Origin of the sequence: Nocardia sp. NPDC058499 (assembly GCF_042719915.1) — a bacterium.
In the GTDB taxonomy this organism is placed as follows: Bacteria; Actinomycetota; Actinomycetes; order Mycobacteriales; family Mycobacteriaceae; genus Nocardia.
In genome coordinates this window covers 648,357-665,532 of the sequence record NZ_JBHXMZ010000002.1, presented here as the reverse complement: position 1 = coordinate 665,532, position 17,176 = coordinate 648,357, and the positions used below count along the sequence as shown (strand labels likewise).

The 17,176-nt window shown below is 66.8% G+C and carries 11 protein-coding genes and 1 pseudogene; 6 read left to right on the top strand and 6 right to left on the bottom strand.

Annotation, left to right across the window (positions count from 1 at the left end; genetic code table 11):
- Positions 1–62: 62 nt before the first annotated feature.
- From mtrA to hpf, 5 genes and pseudogenes are all read left to right on the top strand, one after another.
- Positions 63–740 (top strand): MtrAB system response regulator MtrA, encoded by a 678-nt coding sequence (mtrA, locus tag ACFWPH_RS08175; RefSeq protein WP_033243239.1) that lies wholly within the window; start codon positions 63–65, stop codon positions 738–740.
- A 36-nt stretch (positions 741–776) separates the two neighbouring features.
- Positions 777–2,438: pseudogene (gene mtrB / locus ACFWPH_RS08170) on the top strand (MtrAB system histidine kinase MtrB); the annotation flags it as partial.
- 1,031 nt (positions 2,439–3,469) lie between these two features.
- A complete protein-coding gene (gene lpqB / locus ACFWPH_RS08165; RefSeq protein ID WP_378748862.1) occupies positions 3,470–5,284 on the top strand; it encodes an MtrAB system accessory lipoprotein LpqB in 1,815 nt (604 codons plus the stop codon).
- A 53-nt stretch (positions 5,285–5,337) separates the two neighbouring features.
- Positions 5,338–5,970, top strand: coding sequence for a ComF family protein (locus ACFWPH_RS08160; protein ID WP_378748861.1), 633 nt, complete (start codon positions 5,338–5,340; stop codon positions 5,968–5,970).
- A gap of 188 nt (positions 5,971–6,158) precedes the next feature.
- Positions 6,159–6,878, top strand: coding sequence for a ribosome hibernation-promoting factor, HPF/YfiA family (hpf, locus tag ACFWPH_RS08155; RefSeq protein WP_378748860.1), 720 nt, complete (start codon positions 6,159–6,161; stop codon positions 6,876–6,878).
- 45 nt (positions 6,879–6,923) lie between these two features.
- Here hpf and bluB read toward each other — a convergent pair whose 3' ends face one another.
- From bluB to ACFWPH_RS08125, 6 genes are all read right to left on the bottom strand, one after another.
- Positions 6,924–7,556, bottom strand: a complete 633-nt coding sequence (gene bluB / locus ACFWPH_RS08150) for a 5,6-dimethylbenzimidazole synthase (RefSeq protein WP_378749453.1) — start codon at positions 7,554–7,556, stop codon at positions 6,924–6,926.
- A 164-nt stretch (positions 7,557–7,720) separates the two neighbouring features.
- Positions 7,721–8,986 (bottom strand): fatty acid desaturase family protein, encoded by a 1,266-nt coding sequence (locus ACFWPH_RS08145; RefSeq protein ID WP_378748859.1) that lies wholly within the window; start codon positions 8,984–8,986, stop codon positions 7,721–7,723.
- A gap of 225 nt (positions 8,987–9,211) precedes the next feature.
- A complete protein-coding gene (locus ACFWPH_RS08140) occupies positions 9,212–10,588 on the bottom strand; it encodes a fatty acid desaturase family protein (RefSeq protein ID WP_378749451.1) in 1,377 nt (458 codons plus the stop codon).
- 153 nt (positions 10,589–10,741) lie between these two features.
- Complete coding sequence (locus tag ACFWPH_RS08135; RefSeq protein ID WP_378748858.1) at positions 10,742–11,875, bottom strand: ferredoxin reductase; 1,134 nt, start codon at positions 11,873–11,875, stop codon at positions 10,742–10,744.
- Between the two features lie 151 nt (positions 11,876–12,026).
- On the bottom strand, positions 12,027–12,530 hold the full coding sequence (locus ACFWPH_RS08130; protein ID WP_378749449.1) for a DUF6912 family protein: 504 nt from the start codon (positions 12,528–12,530) through the stop codon (positions 12,027–12,029).
- Between the two features lie 10 nt (positions 12,531–12,540).
- The gene (locus ACFWPH_RS08125; protein ID WP_378748857.1) at positions 12,541–13,947 is read right to left on the bottom strand and encodes a wax ester/triacylglycerol synthase family O-acyltransferase; all 1,407 of its coding nucleotides are present in this window, start codon (positions 13,945–13,947) and stop codon (positions 12,541–12,543) included.
- A 321-nt stretch (positions 13,948–14,268) separates the two neighbouring features.
- On the opposite strand from ACFWPH_RS08125, the gene secA reads away from it, so the two are divergent.
- The gene (gene secA, locus ACFWPH_RS08120; RefSeq protein WP_378748856.1) at positions 14,269–17,130 is read left to right on the top strand and encodes a preprotein translocase subunit SecA; all 2,862 of its coding nucleotides are present in this window, start codon (positions 14,269–14,271) and stop codon (positions 17,128–17,130) included.
- Positions 17,131–17,176 lie beyond the last annotated feature (46 nt).

Genomic DNA, 17,176 nt, shown 5'->3' with positions numbered 1-17,176 from the left:
GGAACGCGCCATGTATGGCGTGGCGACCCGTTACGAGCCCGGGAGATGACAACATAGTAACTATGAAGCCGAAGATTCTGGTCGTCGACGACGATATGGCCCTCGCGGAGATGCTCACCATCGTCCTGCGGGGTGAGGGTTTCGACCCGCACGTGGTCGGCGACGGCACCCAGGCACTGTCGGCGGTCCGGGAGATCCGGCCCGACCTGGTCCTGCTGGACCTGATGCTGCCGGGAATGAACGGTATCGACGTATGCCGGGTGCTGCGCGCCGACTCGGGTGTGCCGATCGTGATGCTCACCGCCAAGACCGATACCGTCGATGTGGTGCTCGGCCTGGAGTCCGGCGCCGACGACTACATCGTCAAACCCTTCAAGCCGAAGGAACTCGTGGCGCGGGTGCGTGCGCGGTTGCGCCGTACCGAGGAAGAGCCGGCCGAGCTGCTCAATATCGCCGATATCGTGATCGATGTGCCGGCGCACAAGGTCACCCGCGAAGGCGCGCAGATCTCGCTGACCCCGCTGGAATTCGATCTGCTGGTGGCGCTCGCGCGCAAACCGCGGCAGGTCTTCACCCGTGAGGTCCTGCTGGAACAGGTGTGGGGCTACCGGCACGCCGCCGATACCCGCCTGGTGAACGTCCACGTTCAGCGACTACGTGCCAAGGTCGAGAAGGATCCGGAGAATCCGGAGATCGTGCTGACCGTTCGCGGCGTGGGATACAAGGCCGGTCCGCCGTGATCGGTTGCCGTCGGCTCCGGGCCCGGAGGCGGTAACTTGCGCGACCACGAAGGGTCCCGCACAGATCGCGATTCGGGCGGGAGTGGGCGTCGGGACCGGCTGCGGCAAGCGCTGGCTCCGGTGAACGAATGGTTTCAGCACACCGCCAGGTCACTGGGTCTGCTCTGGCGGCGTTCGCTGCAGTTGCGGGTCATCGTTTCGACTCTGACGCTGTCGTTGATCGTCATCACCGTGCTCGGTGTCGTGCTGACCAGCCAGATCACCGACCGGCTGCTGGACGCCAAGATCAACGCCGGTGTCGAGGAGATGGACCGGGTCCGCAATACGGTGGAGGGCCAGCTCGCCGGGGTGCACGATGTCACCACTCAGGAGCAGCGGCTGACCGACGCCCGGGAGTCGCTGTCCAGCCGGCGCGAATCGAGCCGGTCCGGCGGTGCCGCGGGGAGTTTCGATTCGGCACTGAGCGTGATCGGTGGAACGCCGCAGCAGGTGATCGCCGTCGGGCCCATCAAGCAGGTGCCCGATTCGCTACGGCGGTTCGTGCAGCGCAATCAGGTCAGCTACCAGTTCGCCAATGTCTCCGATCCGGACGGCTACCGCGGCCGGGCACTGATCCTCGGCAGTCCCAGCGCCGAGGTGCCCACGCTGGAGATCTATCTGATCTTTCCGCTGGCCAACGAGGAACGCAGCCTGTCGCTGATGCGCGGAACCATGATGGTCGGTGGTGCGGTACTGCTGATCCTGCTGGCCGCGATCACCGCCCTGGTGACCCGCCAGGTCGTCCTGCCCATCCGGTCCGCCGCGCGAATCGCCGGACGGTTCGCCGACGGCAGGCTCAAGGAACGCATGCTGGTGCGCGGCGACGACGATATCGCCCGGCTCGCCAAGGCCTTCAACGAAATGGCCGAAAGCCTGTCCAACCAGATCAACCAGCTCGAGGAATTCGGCAATCTGCAGCGCCGCTTCACTTCCGATGTGAGCCACGAACTACGGACACCGCTGACCACGGTGCGCATGGCCGCTGATCTCATCCACGGCAGCAGCGACGATCTGGATCCCGCGCTGGCGCGCAGCGCCGAACTGCTGGTGACCGAACTGGACCGGTTCGAAGGACTGCTCAACGATCTGCTCGAGATCTCGCGCCACGACGCCGGCGTCGCCGAACTCCAGGTGGAATCGCTCGATGTACGGATGTGTGTGCGGGCCGCGATCTCCACGGTGCGGCATCTGGCCCGCGACGCCGGGGTCGAGGTCGTGATCGACCTCCCCGAGGAACCCGTGGTCGCCGAGGTCGACCCGCGCCGGGTGGAGCGGGTGCTGCGCAACCTGCTGGCCAATGCCATCGACCACAGCGAGGGCAAACCGGTGTTGATCCGGATGCGCGGGGACACCGAGGTCAATGCGCTGGCGGTGGTGGTCCGGGACCAGGGTGTCGGGTTGCGGCCGGGGGAGGAGAAGCTGGTCTTCAGCAGGTTCTGGCGTTCCGACCCGTCGCGGATGCGCCGCTCCGGCGGCACGGGCCTCGGACTGTCGATCAGCGTGGAGGACGCGAATCTGCACGACGGAAAACTCGAGGCCTGGGGACGTCCCAATATCGGTGCGAGTTTCCGGCTGACCCTGCCACTCGTGCGCGGTCAGAAAATGGGCAAGAGCCCGCTGCCGCTGGAACCGGGTATGCGTAAGGCCCCGCGGCGCCCGCAGGCCGAAGGCGAGCAGAACGGGTCCGAGCGAGTCGAGCTGGGCCCCCCGGTGACCGAGACGGAGCCGTGGGCTCCCCGGACCGCGGGCGCGACGGAAGCCGGCCGGGCCGCCGCCGAGGGCGCGTCCACTGAGGGCGCTTCCACTATGGATGCCGCCGGATCCAGCGACGGCAGTCCCGCCGCGGAGGGCCCCGGTGCCGAGGACTCCGGTCCGGCCGAAGCCGCTGGCGGCAGCGTAGGTGCCGCCGGGCTCGGTAGGGGCGGGTCCGACGCAGACAGACCGGGCGCCGAGGCCCCCGGGCCCGATGCGGACAGACCTGGTGAGGACACCGGCCCCGGTGCGGACAGGCCGGATGGCGGTCCCTCCGGTGCGGCTCCAGCCGATGGGGTAAGCGCGGATGCGGCCGGTCGCGGTGACCGGCCCGCGGACAGCCCGGGTAGCGAGTCCACCGGTACCCCCGGAACCGGTGCGGACGGCCCTGGTGTGGGAGGCGGCCCGGGGGCGGCCGAAGTCACCGGCGGCAGCCCAGGCGCCGCCGGGCCCGGCGGAGACAGTCCGGCTGCGGATAGGCCGGGTGCCGCGACCTCGGGTGCGGATAGGCCTGGCGAGGGCAGCGGCCCTGGTGCGGCTGAAGCCGGCGGTAACGCTACTGCGAGCGGTCCGGGCGTCGTAGCCCGCGGCGCGACTGAAATCGCTGGGGACGAAGCAGGTGCCGCCGGATCTGCCGGGGGCGGTCCTGTTGCGGAGAGCCCGGGCGCCGAGGCCTCCGGTGCGGCCGAAGCCGGTGGGGGTGGTGCAGGTGCGGCAGCGCCCGGTGGAGTCGGTCCGGTGGGTGCCGAGGTGCCCGGGGTCGGCGGTCCGGGTACGGCGGAAGCCGGTGCGGGCAGCCGGGGAGCGAACGCCCCGGGTGAGGACAGACCCGGGGCGGTGGAGAGCGACCGCCCCACACGTGGACCCGATTCGCCCGCGACAGATTCCGCCGAATCTGCGCCCCCGATCGTGTTCACCGACAGCGGAGACCAGAAATCATGACCGTGCGACCCCGATGCTCACGCTGGTTCCGGCTGCTGACCGCAGTCGTCGCCGTGGCGGGGCTGGTGGTTGTCGCCGGTTGCGCGAATCTGCCGGACTCCTCGCAGCCGCAGGCGCTGGGCACCATCAATCAGGAGCCGACGGCGGCGGGGCCGCCGCCGCCGATGCAGGGTCGCGACCCGGATCTGCTGTTGCGCGATTTCCTGCAGGCCACCGCCGACCCCGCCGACGGGCATCTCGCGGCCCGGCAGTACATGACGCCGGCCGCCTCCACCCAGTGGAACGACGAGGAATCGCATGTCATCGTCGAGCGCGCCGATACGCTGCGTGAATCCCGTTCCGAGAACGAGGCGACGTATGTCCTGCGCGCCCGGAAGGTGGGTGAGCTCGCCGAGGACGGTTCCTACCATGTGGCCGACGGGATCATCGAGCACAAAATCGAGATGACCCGGGTCGACGGCGAATGGCGGATCGACGAACTGCCCGACGGCGTGGTCATGGAGTACACCGCCTTCACCCAGTCCTACCGGCGGCACGCCCTGTATTTCGTCACCGCCGACGGCCGGCATGTGGCGCCGGACCTGCGCTGGGTTTCGGTGCGGCCGGACGATCTGACCCGGCGGCTGATCGATATGCTGATCGCCGGTCCCCAGCCGTATATCGCCCCCGTGGTGCGTAATTATCTGAGTCCGCCCGCGGCTGTGCGCGGCACGATCACCAAAGCCAACGGTGATCCGGTGGGTGTCGGGGTCGGTCTCGGCGGCGTGCGGATCGACTTCTCCGGTATCGGCCAATTGTCCCAGCGCGACCGTGAACTCTTTGCCGCGCAGGTGGTGCTGACCCTGTCCGCCGCGGACGTTCTCGGTCCCTACATTCTGCTGGCCGACGGCCGCCCCTTGGACGAACGGTTCGCCGAAGGGGGCTGGTCGGTCACCGATCTGGGCCCGGTGGCCGATTCCTTGCGACCGGAGACGCAGGTGGGTCTGCACGCTCTCCGCGACGGAACACTGGTCGAGGTCGAACCGGACGGCGGTCCGCGGCCTGCTCCCGGATACTTCGGCACCGTGCAGAATCTGCAGTCGGTGGGGCTGTCGCCGGACGGTAAACGAGTCGCGGCGGTGGCCGATGCGGGCCGGGAGCCGCCGGAGCCGCAGCGCACACTGATGATGGGTAGTTACGGCGGCGACGCCTTCCCGGTGGAGGAGGGCGGTACTATCACGCGCCCGTCCTGGACCGCGGACGGCAGTGCGGCCTGGGCGGTTGTCGACGGTAATCGGGTGATCCGAGCGGTCACCAACGGGGAAACCGGCACGGTGCTGCCGCAGGGCGTCGACACCACCGAGTTGTTCGCCGGTGGTTCCGGTACCCCGATACAGGGACCGATCACCGAACTGCGGATTTCGCGTAACGGGGTGAGTGCAGCACTGATCGCCGACGGCAATGTGTACCTGGCCATGGTCGTGGTCCGGCCGGACGGTACGTATGCGCTCACCGCACCGCGGCGGATCGCGATCGAGCTCCCCACCACCGCCACCGCGCTGGACTGGTACAGCGACGATACGATCATCATCGCCGGTAGCGGCACGGTGGACCCGGTGCGCACGGTGAAGATCGACGGTTCCGGTATGTCCTCGCTCGGGGGCCGGAATCTGACCCCGCCGGTCCGCCAGGTCACCGCCTCCATCGAACGCCAGTATGTGGCGGATTCGCGAGCGGTCCTGGAACTGACCCGTACCCCGGAGGGCGGGGATCCGTACTGGCGTGAGGTTCCCGGGCTCGGCGCGGACGCGGTGCCCATCCTCCCCGGCTGATATGGGGCCGGACGGCGCCCGGTCTGTCGGTGCCCGGCGGCACACTCGCCGCTATGCGGACACTTCTGGATCTGGTCCTACCGGCCGAATGTGGTGGTTGCCGTCGCCCCGGGACGCTGTGGTGCGGCGACTGCGCGCGCAGCGTGGCCGGGCCGCCGGTGCGTATCCACCCCCGCCGGGATCCGGGTGTGCGGTGCTGGGCGCTGAGCCCGTATCGCGGACCCGCGCGGCAGGCGGTACTGGCGGTGAAGGAACGCGGCCGGCGTGATCTGGCGGAGCCGCTCGGGCTGGCGCTGGCCGCCGGGCTCGCCGAGTTGCGGACCCTCGGTCGGCCGCTGATACTTGTACCTTCGCCGAGCCGGCGGGCCGCGGCCCGGCGTCGCGGCGGTGATCCGGTACTGCGCTGCGCCCGGTCGGCGGCGCGGTCGCTGGATGGTTGCCAGGTGCTGCCGTGTCTGCGAGTCTGGTGGGGAGTCCGCGATTCGGCCGGTCTGTCGGCGCGTGAGCGCGATCGCAATTTACGTGGTCGGATCCGCGCGGTACCGCTACCCGCCGGGGCGGCGAAGGCGCAGGTCGTCTTGGTCGACGATGTGCTGACAACAGGGTCCACGGTCCGGGCGTGCGCCGGGGCTCTGGCTGCCGTCGGTACATACGTCGATGACATCTTGGTGACCTGCGCCGCGTGAATCCCCCGGAATTTGCGTGAACAGTGGCGAACCTGGGATCGGCGTACTAGCGTCGCGTTCACACACCCCGTTCCGGGAGTTTGGAGGTGGGCCTGCGATTCGAATGCCGGCCGACTGATGGGACGCGGCCGGCAACGTTCATCCCGCCGCGCGCATCGGACGTGTGCGGCCAGATCCGGGAGGTACGCGTGACGACATCTTCACGACCTTCAGTTCAGGACACAGTCCAGCCGCAGCTGGAAGACCAGCTCGACCGCCCACGAGAGACCCGCGCCGATATCGTGGTCAAGGGTCGCAACGTCGAGGTCCCCGACCATTACCGAATCTATGTGTCGGACAAGCTGTCCCGGCTGGAACGCTTCGATCCCTCGATCTTCCTGTTCGACGTGGAACTCTTCCACGAACGCAATCGTCGTCAACGCAAGAGCTGCCAGCGGGTGGAGATCACCGCGCGCGGTAAGGGCCCGATCGTGCGGGCCGAGGCCTGCGCGGACAGTTTCTACGCCGCCTTCGAGGCGGTCACGGCCAAGCTCGAGAGCCGGCTGCGTCGCACGAAGGATCGGCGGCGAGTGCACTACGGTGAGAAGACCCCCGTATCGGTGCACGACGCCACCGCGGATCTGGCCGAGGAGAGTCTGCCGGGTGAGCTGCCCGGATCCTCCCACGATCATTCACCGCACAGTACGAAGCGGGCGGATTTCGCCGCCGACTACCCCGAATACGAGGGTCCCGGCCATATTGTGCGCACCAAGGTGCACCCGGCCGTGCCGATGACTGTCGACGACGCGCTCTACCAGATGGAATTGGTAGGTCACGATTTCTTCCTCTTCCAGGACAAGGAATCCGATCGGCCGTCGGTGGTGTACCGCCGGCACGCATTCGACTACGGCCTGATCAGGCTCGCATAAGCCGAGAGCACAGCCGGCCGGTCCCGTACGGGCCGGCCGGCTGGCTCATTGTCCGCGCCCGGCCTCGTAGCCCTCGTAGTGCACGGCGTCGGCCAGTTCCCGCCTGTCCCGCCAGCCGAAACGCTCGAGGTCGGGGAGGCGCTGGAATTCGCTCACCGGGCCGATACAGAGCCAGGCCACCGGCCGGATCCCGGCGGGCAGATCGATGAGTTCGGCGAGGAACGGCGCATCGTAGAACGAGACCCAGCCGACCCCGATCTGTTCCGCGGTCGCGGCCAGCCACAGGTTCTGGATCGCGAGGATCGTCGAGTAGACGCCGGTCTCCGGGACGGACGCGCGGCCGAGGATATGTGGGCCACCGCGGGCGTCGTCGTGGACGACTACGATCCCGGTACCGCTCTCCTCGATCCCCTCGATTTTGATCGGGTCGAAGGTCGCGGCGCGCTCGGCCGGCAGCGACCGGGCGAATTCGAGCCGCTTCTCCGCAACATGGGCCGCGAACTTCCGCAGGGTGGCCCGATTGCGTACGAGCACGAAATCCCATGGCTGGGAGTTTCCGACGCTCGGTGCGCAATGCGCCGCCTCGAGGATGCGCCACAGCACCGCATCGTCTACCAATTCCCCGGTGAACTCGGCGCGGACATCACGCCGCGTCCGGATCGCCTCGTACAAACTCATCTCCACAGCACCCACCACGCCAGTATCGCCGGTGCCCGGGGTCCACCGGGCATGTTCGCGCGCTTCGCGTCTTACCGACCTGCTTCCCGACGTGACAGCAGTAATGGCCCGCACGCCATGCGCGGGCCATTACTGGATGGGGTACGCCCCGGACGTCGATGCGCCTACGAAGCGGCGGTCACCCGAGCCGAGGTACGCCGGGTGAGCCGGCGGCGACCCTCGGCGATCGCGGTACGCAGACCGCGTCGTTTACCCGTCACCGGGTCGATCGTGCCGACGGCCCGGCCGTTGAACCGCCGTTCCGATGCCGTTTCCGGGGCGTCGTCGGCGGTATGACGCAGGTATTTGTTGGGCAGCGACAGCTTCGCAATGGTCCGCCATGCCTTGAAGTACTGGACGGGCAGGGATCCGGTCGTATACGGGAGATCGTATTTATCGCACAGCTCCCGTACCCGGACCGCGACCTCGGCGTACCGGTTGCTGGGCAGATCCGGGAAGAGGTGGTGTTCGATCTGGTGGCTCAGATTGCCGGTCATGAAGTGCATGAGCTTGCCGCCGGAGATATTGGCGCTGCCCAGCATCTGCCGCAGGTACCACTGCGCGTGGGTTTCGTTGTCGATATCGGCCTTCGTGAACTTCTCGGCGCCGTCGGGGAAATGACCGCAGAAGATCACGGCATTGGACCAGATGTTGCGGATCACGTTCGCCGCCAGGTTCGCGGTGAGCGTGTGGAAGAAGGAGGGGCCGGTCAGCAGCGGGAAGACGACGTAATCCTTCAACGCCTGCTTTTTGACCTTGGCCAGTACCTCGTCGACCTTCCGGTCGAATTCGGCCCGCTCCGGTGTTCCGGGCGCGACCTTCCCGGCCGCGACTTTGCCGAGTTCCAGGTGCTGGATCGCGACACCGTATTCGAACAGCGATTGCAGGACCAGGTTGTACACCGGGTTACCGATATTGAACGGTTTCCAGCGCTGATCGCGGGTGACCCGCAGCAGGCCGTAGCCGATATCGTCGTCCATCCCCAGGACATTGGTGTACTTGTGGTGCAGGTAGTTGTGGGTGTGCTTCCAGTGCTTGGACGGGCCGGCGTTATCCCATTCCCAGTGGCTCGAGTGGACCTCCGGATCGTTCATCCAGTCCCACTGCCCGTGCATCACATTATGGCCGATCTCCATGTTCTCGATGATCTTGGAGGTGCCCAGCAGGGCTACGCCGGCCAGCCAGGCCGGGGGCAGGAAACCGGCGAAAAGTACGGTACGGCCGCTGATTTCGAGCGCACGCTGCAAACGGATGACATTGCGGATATAGCGGGCGTCGCGCTCACCGCGGGTGGATTCGATGTCTCGGCGAATCGCGTCGAACTCTGCTCCGAGCGCTTCCACATCCGCCTCGGTGAGATGCGCGTATTCCTTGACATCCGATATAGCCATGCGGGCTACCCTACCGTAAGTTACGACACCGTAGGTTTGGGGATATCGGTAGAAAATGTGGCGTGCGCCCTATTGCAGGTCCCAATACGCGGGTGCTATGCCGAGACGGAACGCCGAGGGCGTGGATCACCGTGGCAGCTCGATCGAATCATCGATCGATTCCGGCCGGACGTTACACCCGAAGCGACCCCGCCGCGCGGCGAAATATCCGGGCCAGGTGGAAAGCTATCCGGCCGGCTGGGCGGTATTCGCCTTGCGCAGCGCATACCGGGTCCGCCGCAGCAGATCCCGCTCGTGCCGGGCCTTGGCCCGCATCGACCGCCGGGCGGCGCGCAGAACTTCTTTTTCGTGCTCGGCCTTTGCCCGCAGGGCGACCTTCGCCTCCGACAGCGCCGATTTCAAACCGCGCCGCTTACCGGTGTCCGGGTCGATACTCCACGGCCGGTGGTCGGTGCCGGAGCGCGCGGTGAGACCGGCGAATTTGCGCTCCGACGAGGTTTCCGGCGCGTCGTCGGCCGTACGCCGCAGGAATCGGTCCGGCAGGGCCAGTTTGTGGATGGTGCGGAAAGCCAGCAGATACTGCTTACCCAGCGACCCGGTCGTATACGGCAGATCGTATTTCTCGCACAGTTCGCGCACCGCCACCGCGACCTGCGGGTACCGGTTGCTCGGCAGATCCGGGAAGAGATGGTGTTCGATCTGGTAGCTGAGATTCCCGCTCATGAACCCCATCACCGGCCCGGCGGAGAAATTGGCGCTGCCCAGCATCTGCCGTAGATACCATTCGCCGCGCGTCTCGCCTTCGAGCTGCTCTTCGGTGAACTTCTCCGCACCGTCCGGGAAATGGCCGCAGAAGATGACCGCGTAGGCCCACAGATTGCGGATCAGGTTCGCGGTGGCGTTTGCCTTCAGGGTGGAGGTGAAGGCGGGGCCGGTGAGTGCCGGATAGATGAGGAAATCTTTGGCGACCTGCCGGGCGATCTTGCTGCCGAACTGTTTGTTCGGTTCGGAATCGAGCTGGAAGCGGGGCACCCCGGCCAGTTGTTTCTCGATCTTCCAGTCGTGTAGCGCGATTCCCCATTCGAAGGCCGCCGCCAGGACGATATTGGCGATCGGCTGTACCAGGTGGATGGGCCGCCACTGTTCGTCGCGGGTCATCCGCAGGATTCCGAAGCCGAGGTCTTCGTCGCGGCCGAGCACATTGGTGTAGGTGTGGTGCGAATAGTTGTGCGCGCGGCGCCACTGTGCCGACGGACCGGTCATATCCCACTCCCAATTCGTGGAGTGGATTTCGGGATCGTTCATCCAATCCCACTGGCCGTGGCTGATGTTGTGCGCCAGCTCCATATTCTCGATGATCTTGGCGACGGACAGCATCGCGGTCCCGGCCAGCCAGGCCCAGCGGTCACGGCTGCCGAACAGTACGGCCCGGGCGGTGAACTCCAGGCCGCGCTGGGCGGCGATGGTGCGCCGGATGTAGCGGGCATCGCGTTCACCCAGGGACTGTTCGACCGACCGCCGGATTCCGTCGAGTTCCTGACCCAGCATCTCGACATCCGCGGCCGTGAGGTGGGCAAAGGCTCTGATGTCGGTGATGGCCACCGGCGTCCCTTCTGTCAGCGCGATATGCGTAGCCGAGGGCGGCATGGTCGAAACGATGATGTGATCGCGTGAACTTCCCGGGTCCGGGAAGCGCCCCTGCGGTACATCCCGAGCGTACCTGTGCGCGGTGAACGCCGGGGGTGTCCGGTTCGGTCAGACGTCGAGGGTGCAGTCCCCGGCCGCCGCCGAAATACACGTCTGCACCTTTTCGCCTTCGAAGCGTTCGGTGCCGTTGCGCAGATCCCGGGCATGCCCCGAGGTCAAGGTGACCACACAGGTCTGGCAGATACCCATCCGGCAGCCGAAGGGCAACTGGACACCGGCGGATTCACCGGCCTCCAGCAGTGTGGTGGCGCCGTCGACAGTTGCCGTGCGACCGGTTTTCCCGAAGGTGACGGTGCCGCCCTCGGTGGTCGCCGACCGTTCCACCTCGAACCGCTCCACATGCAGCGCGCCATCGAGCCCGGCAGTGCGCCAGTGCTTTTCGATTTCGTCGAGCATTCCCAGGGGGCCGCATGCCCAGGTCTGCCGTTCTCGCCAGTCGGGGTACAGCTCGTCGAGCGCGGCGGGCGCGAATTTGCCCTTGTCCGCGGTGAGATGGACATGTGAGACGAATCCCGGATGCCGCCGGTGCAGATCGGCGAGCTCGTCCGCGAACATGACCTCGCGGGCGGACCGGGCCGAATGGATATGCACCACGTCGGTCACCGAGTCACGGCGATCCAGGGCGCGCAGCATGGACATGACCGGGGTGATGCCGGAGCCCGCGGTGAGGAAGAGCACCTTCGGGGGCAGCGGTGACGGCAGGACGAACGCACCCTGCGGGGCCGCCAGCCGGACGACGGTGCCGGGGGTGACGCCGTTGACCAGATGGCTGGACAGGAAGCCCTCCGGCATCGCCTTCACCGCGATGGCGATGACCTTCTTGCCGTAGCGCGGATCGTTCCAGTCGGGCGGGCTGGTGAGCGAATAGGACCGCCAGTGCCAGCGGCCGTCGACGAGGATGCCGATCCCGATGTACTGGCCGGGCTCGTACCGGAAATCGAAACCCCAGCCCGGTTTGATCACCAGTGTCGCCGAATCGGCGGTTTCCTTGCGAACGTCGACCACGCGGCCGCGTAGTTCCCGGGCCGACCACAGCGGATTGGCCAGATGCAGATAGTCGTCGGGTAGCAGCGGGGTGGTCGCCCGGGCCACCGCCCCGCGGAGGACGTTGAGCCGTCCGCCGCGTTCGGCGACCTCGGCCGCCGGAGCTTCCAGCCACTCCCGGACATTCTCGAGAAACATCGGTGCCGTGTTGTCCTTCTGTCGTCGTGGCCACCTGCGGCGACCGCCTGCCCACAGGTTACGGCATCGTAGGTTGTCCGGGGTTCGTGCGCCGTCACAACTATCGGAACGCTCGTGCCGGCCGGTCCGCCGTCGGCGGACCGGCCGATCGTCACAGCAAATCGAGCAGGAAGGGCAGTTCCTGAGTGGCGTACCAGGCCAGCTGGTGGTCCTCGGCGTCACCGAGGACGAATTCCGCGTCCTCGTCGCCGAGATCGGCGGCGTCGATGATGTCCACGGCCTTGGCCACCGCGGCTTCGGCCTCGGCCAGATCCATATGGACCGAGCCGACCCGTTTGTACTCGATCGGGCCGTCCAGCTTCACGACGGCATCGTCGAGGTCGGGCCGCAGGGTCGCGTCCGTGACGTCGACCGCGATCACCGCCCGCCGGTACATCGGTGCTGTCGAACTGTGCACATCGTCGGCCAGCAGCCGCAGCGACGCCCGCGCCGCTTCCGCCATGGCGACCTCCGAGAGTTCCTCGTCGTCGCCCGACGCGTAGGCCTCGCGTAGGGCGGGGGTGAGGGCGAAGGCGGTCCCGCCCACCGCGTGCAGTTCGCGTTTGTCCACGAGGTCTCGCAGCATCGACACCGTGGCCGGTACGTACACGCGCATGGTCTTGCGGTCAGAGGCAGGCACCGAGTAACTCCTCCATCGATTCGGGCACCGACGCGGCCAGCACACCGATATCGGCCATTGCCTCGCGGTCGGCGTTGAGTCCGTAGCAGACCCGTCCGTCGTAGGACGTGATCCCGATACTCGTCGCCTGGTTGCGCAGCAAGGGCGAAACCGGGTACATCTCCAGCATCCGCGCACCGCCGACGAACATGGGCGTCTGCGGGCCCGGCGCGTTGGTGATCACCACATTGAACGTATGGTCTGCGAACGTACTCGCCGCCCGCACACTCATCGCGTGCAGGCTGGCGGGAGCGAAGCCGGCGAGGTGCACCAGGGTGCGGGCCCGCACCGCATGACGCGGCCGGCCCTCCGCCGAGGTCGCATGGGCGATATGTGACAGCCGCATCACCGGGCTCGGTTCACCCACCGGCAGCGAGATGAGCAGGGGAGTGATCGCACTGGGCAGACTGCGCCCGGTGCGGGGTTCACCGCCGTATCCCGACATCGGCACCACCGCGCGCAGCACCGTCGATTCGGTCAGCCCCTTGTTCCGGGACAGCAGCCAGTTGCGCAGCGCACCGGTCACCACGGCGAGCACTACATCGTTGATGGTGCAGCCGGCCTGCTGATGGATCCGCTTGTAATCGGCGAGGTCGGTCACCGCGGTGGCGAACCGGCGTTGCCGGCAGGTGCGGGCGTTCAGGGGGCTGTCCGGGGTGCTGCTGGTCGCCGATCGCACCGCCGACACCACCGTGTCCAGCGTCCGGCCCGCCGTACCGATCAGGCCCGCCGCGTTCGCCCCTGCCTCACGTAAGACCTCGACCGCCGAGGTCGGCTGCGCCACGAGGTGGCCCAGGGCACCCACCAGCAGATCGGTATCGCTGGGTTCGCGGCCGGGTTGCCACTGATCGTCGGCTATCTCGCGCGGGGATTCGGCGGTGTCGGCGACGACATGCCCGATCTCCAGGGCGGCGACACCGTCGACCAAGGCGGCATGGGATTTCGTATAGATCGCGCAACGCCCGCCGGACAGGCCCTCGATCAGGTACATCTCCCACAGCGGCCGGGCCGGGTCCAGCGGTCGCGAGCCGAGCCGGGCTGCCAGTTCGTGCAGCTGGTCGTCGCTGCCCGGTGCGGGCAGTGCCGAACGGCGGATGTGATAGGTGATATCGAACCGGCTGTCCTCGACCCAGACCGGCCGGCCCAGCGACAGCGGGACCTGCCGGACCTTGCGCCGGTATCGGGGAGCCAGGGGCAGGCGCGCTTCGACCAGATCGACCAATGCCGGGTAGTCGAGCGGCCGATCGTCGCCGGTGCTGTTGTCCAGGACGATCAGTGATCCGATGTGTACCGGGTGCGTGGTCGATTCCAGCCGGAAGAAGTCGGCGTCCTGCGGTGTCAGCCTGGCTATCACGCTGGTGTCTGCCCTTCGGAGTCCGGAATCCGGACTCCATTGTGACCAGTCCGCAGTCGTTCCCGCACCATTGTGTGGATTTTCCGATACTCGATTCGCGGGCTTGCGCGGTAGTTCGTGGCGGTATAGCGGTCCTGACCGCTGTCGGCGTAAATGTGACGAAGGCGCGGTGGCCGGGTCCGCGGCGACGCCTACGATGGGAGCCGCATTACCATGAAGCAAGCTGCGGCTACGCACACCGGTAAGGACGGTTTCCACCGCCGGGCGGAGTGCAGCCGTGAACATCGGAGCCGAAACCGACCCAGAGGACTGACGAGACTCGTGCCTGCGCTGACACTGACGAGGTTGCTACGTTTTGGTGAGGGTCGCATGGTCAAGCGTCTCTCCCATCTCGCCGACGAGGTGATCCGGCTCGAGGACGATTACTCCTCGGTCACCGACGCCGAGCTACAGGCGAAAACCGACGAGTTCCGGGAGCGCTACGCCGACGGCGAAACCCTCGACGACCTGCTGCTGGAGGCATTCGCGGTGGCCCGCGAAGCCTCGTGGCGGGTACTGCAGCAGAAGCATTACAAGGTGCAGATGATGGGCGGCGCGGCCCTGCACCTGGGCAATATCGCGGAAATGAAGACCGGTGAGGGTAAAACCCTCACCTCGGTGCTGCCCGCGTATCTGAACGCGATCAGTGGTGACGGCGTGCATATCGTCACCACCAACGACTACCTGGCCAAACGTGACTCCGAATGGATGGGCCGGGTACACCGTTTCCTCGGCCTCGAGGTGGGCGCGATCCTGGCCGGGATGACACCGGCGCAGCGGCGCGACGCCTACAACGCCGATATCACCTACGGCACCAACAACGAATTCGGCTTCGACTATCTGCGCGACAATATGACCCATTCGCTGGACGATCTCGTCCAGCGCGGCCACAATTTCGCCGTGGTCGACGAGGTCGACTCCATTCTGATTGACGAGGCCCGTACCCCGCTCATCATCTCGGGCCCGGCCGATGCCTCCAGTAAGTGGTATGGGGAATTCGCCCGAATTGCGCCGTTGCTGAAAAAGGATCTGCACTACGAGGTCGATATCAAGAAACGCACCATCGGCGTGCACGAGGCCGGGGTCGAGTTCGTCGAGGACCAGCTCGGTATCGACAATCTCTACGAGGCGGCGAACTCGCCGCTGGTGAGCTACCTCAACAACTCCATCAAGGCCAAGGAGCTCTACACCCGCGACAAGGACTACATCGTCCGCGACGGTGAGGTGATCATCGTCGACGAGTTCACCGGACGTATCCTGGTCGGCCGCCGCTACAACGAGGGTATGCACCAGGCGATCGAGGCCAAGGAAGAGGTCGAGATCCAGCCGGAGAACCAGACCCTGGCCACGATCACCCTGCAGAACTACTTCCGTCTCTACGACAAGCTGTCGGGTATGACCGGTACCGCCGAAACCGAGGCGGCCGAGCTGCACCAGATCTACGACCTCGGGGTCATCCCGATCCCGACCAACCGGCCGATGGTGCGCGTCGACCAGGCCGACCTCATCTACAAGACCGAAGAGGCGAAGTTCAACGCCGTGGTCGACGATCTGGTCGAACGGTACGAGGCGGGCCAGCCGGTGCTGATCGGTACCACCAGCGTGGACCGCTCCGAGTACCTGTCCAAGCAGCTCACCAAGCGCGGTGTACCGCACAACGTGCTGAACGCGAAGTTCCACGAGAAGGAAGCGCAGATCATCGCCGAGGCCGGCCGCCCCGGTCAGGTGACGGTCGCGACGAATATGGCCGGTCGCGGTACCGACGTCGTGCTCGGCGGTAACCCGGACATCATCACCGATACCCTGCTGCGTCAGCAGGGGCTGGATCCGGTGAACACGCCCGAGGAATACCAGGCCAACTGGTTCCATGCCCTGGAGAAGGTCAAGAAGCAGGTCGCCGAGGATGCCGAGGCGGTGAAGGAGGCCGGCGGCCTCTACGTGCTGGGCACCGAGCGCCACGATTCCCGGCGTATCGACAACCAGCTGCGCGGCCGGTCCGGCCGTCAGGGCGATCCGGGCGAATCCCGGTTCTACCTGTCGCTCGGCGACGAGCTGATGCGCCGGTTCAACGGCGCGGCGCTGGAGTCGATCATGACCCGGCTCAACCTGCCCGACGATGTGCCGATCGAGGCGAAGATGGTCTCGAAGGCCATCAAGAGCGCGCAGACGCAGGTCGAGCAGCAGAACTTCGAGATCCGCAAGAACGTGCTCAAGTACGACGAGGTGATGAACCAGCAGCGCACCGTCATCTACAGCGAGCGCAACCGTATCCTGCGCGGCGAGGATATGGAGGGCCAGGTCCAGAGCATGATCACCGATGTGATCACCGCCTACGTCAACGGCGCCACCGCCGAGGGCTACGTGGAGGACTGGGACCTGGACAAGCTGTGGGGTGCGCTGAAAACCCTGTACCCGGTGAGCCTGAAACATCAGGACCTCACCGGCGAAACCGAGGTCGGCGAGGCCGGGGAACTCACCCGCGAGGAACTGCTCGAAACCCTGCTCGACGATGCACACGCCGCCTACGCGCAGCGTGAGGCCGAGATCGACGGACTGGCCGGCGAGGGCAGTATGCGCACGCTGGAGCGCCAGGTGCTGCTGTCGGTGCTGGACCGCAAATGGCGCGAACATCTCTACGAGATGGATTACCTGAAAGAGGGCATCGGCCTGCGCGCCATGGCGCAGCGCGATCCGCTGGTGGAATACCAGCGCGAGGGCTTCGATATGTTCGCGAACATGCTGGAAGGGTTGAAGGAGGACGCCGTCGGCATCCTGTTCAACGTCCAGGTCGAGGTTCAGCAGCCGCAGCCCGAAGGCGTACAGGTCGACGGCGGTCTGCGGTCGCCGGTGGGCGGGCTGTCCGGTGCGCAGGCGCCGCCGGAAAGCCAGTACCCGACCGAGAAGCTCCCGATCCTCAACGGTGCCCCGCCCGCGCTGCGGGCCCGCGGTATCGACCAGTCGGGGCCGCGGGGACTGAGCTATTCGGGACCGGCCGAAGGCGGTGCCACGGCGGTACACAGCGACGCCGAGGAATACGGTTCGGGGACCGAGGACCGGACGCAGGGTACCCGTCGCCAGCGCCGTGAGGCGGCTCGCGCGCAAACCAAACAGGGCAAGGGCCCGAAGTCACGCCGCAAGCACTGATTCCGGCTACGGCGGCGCCCCCATCACGGTGATGGGGGCGCCGCCG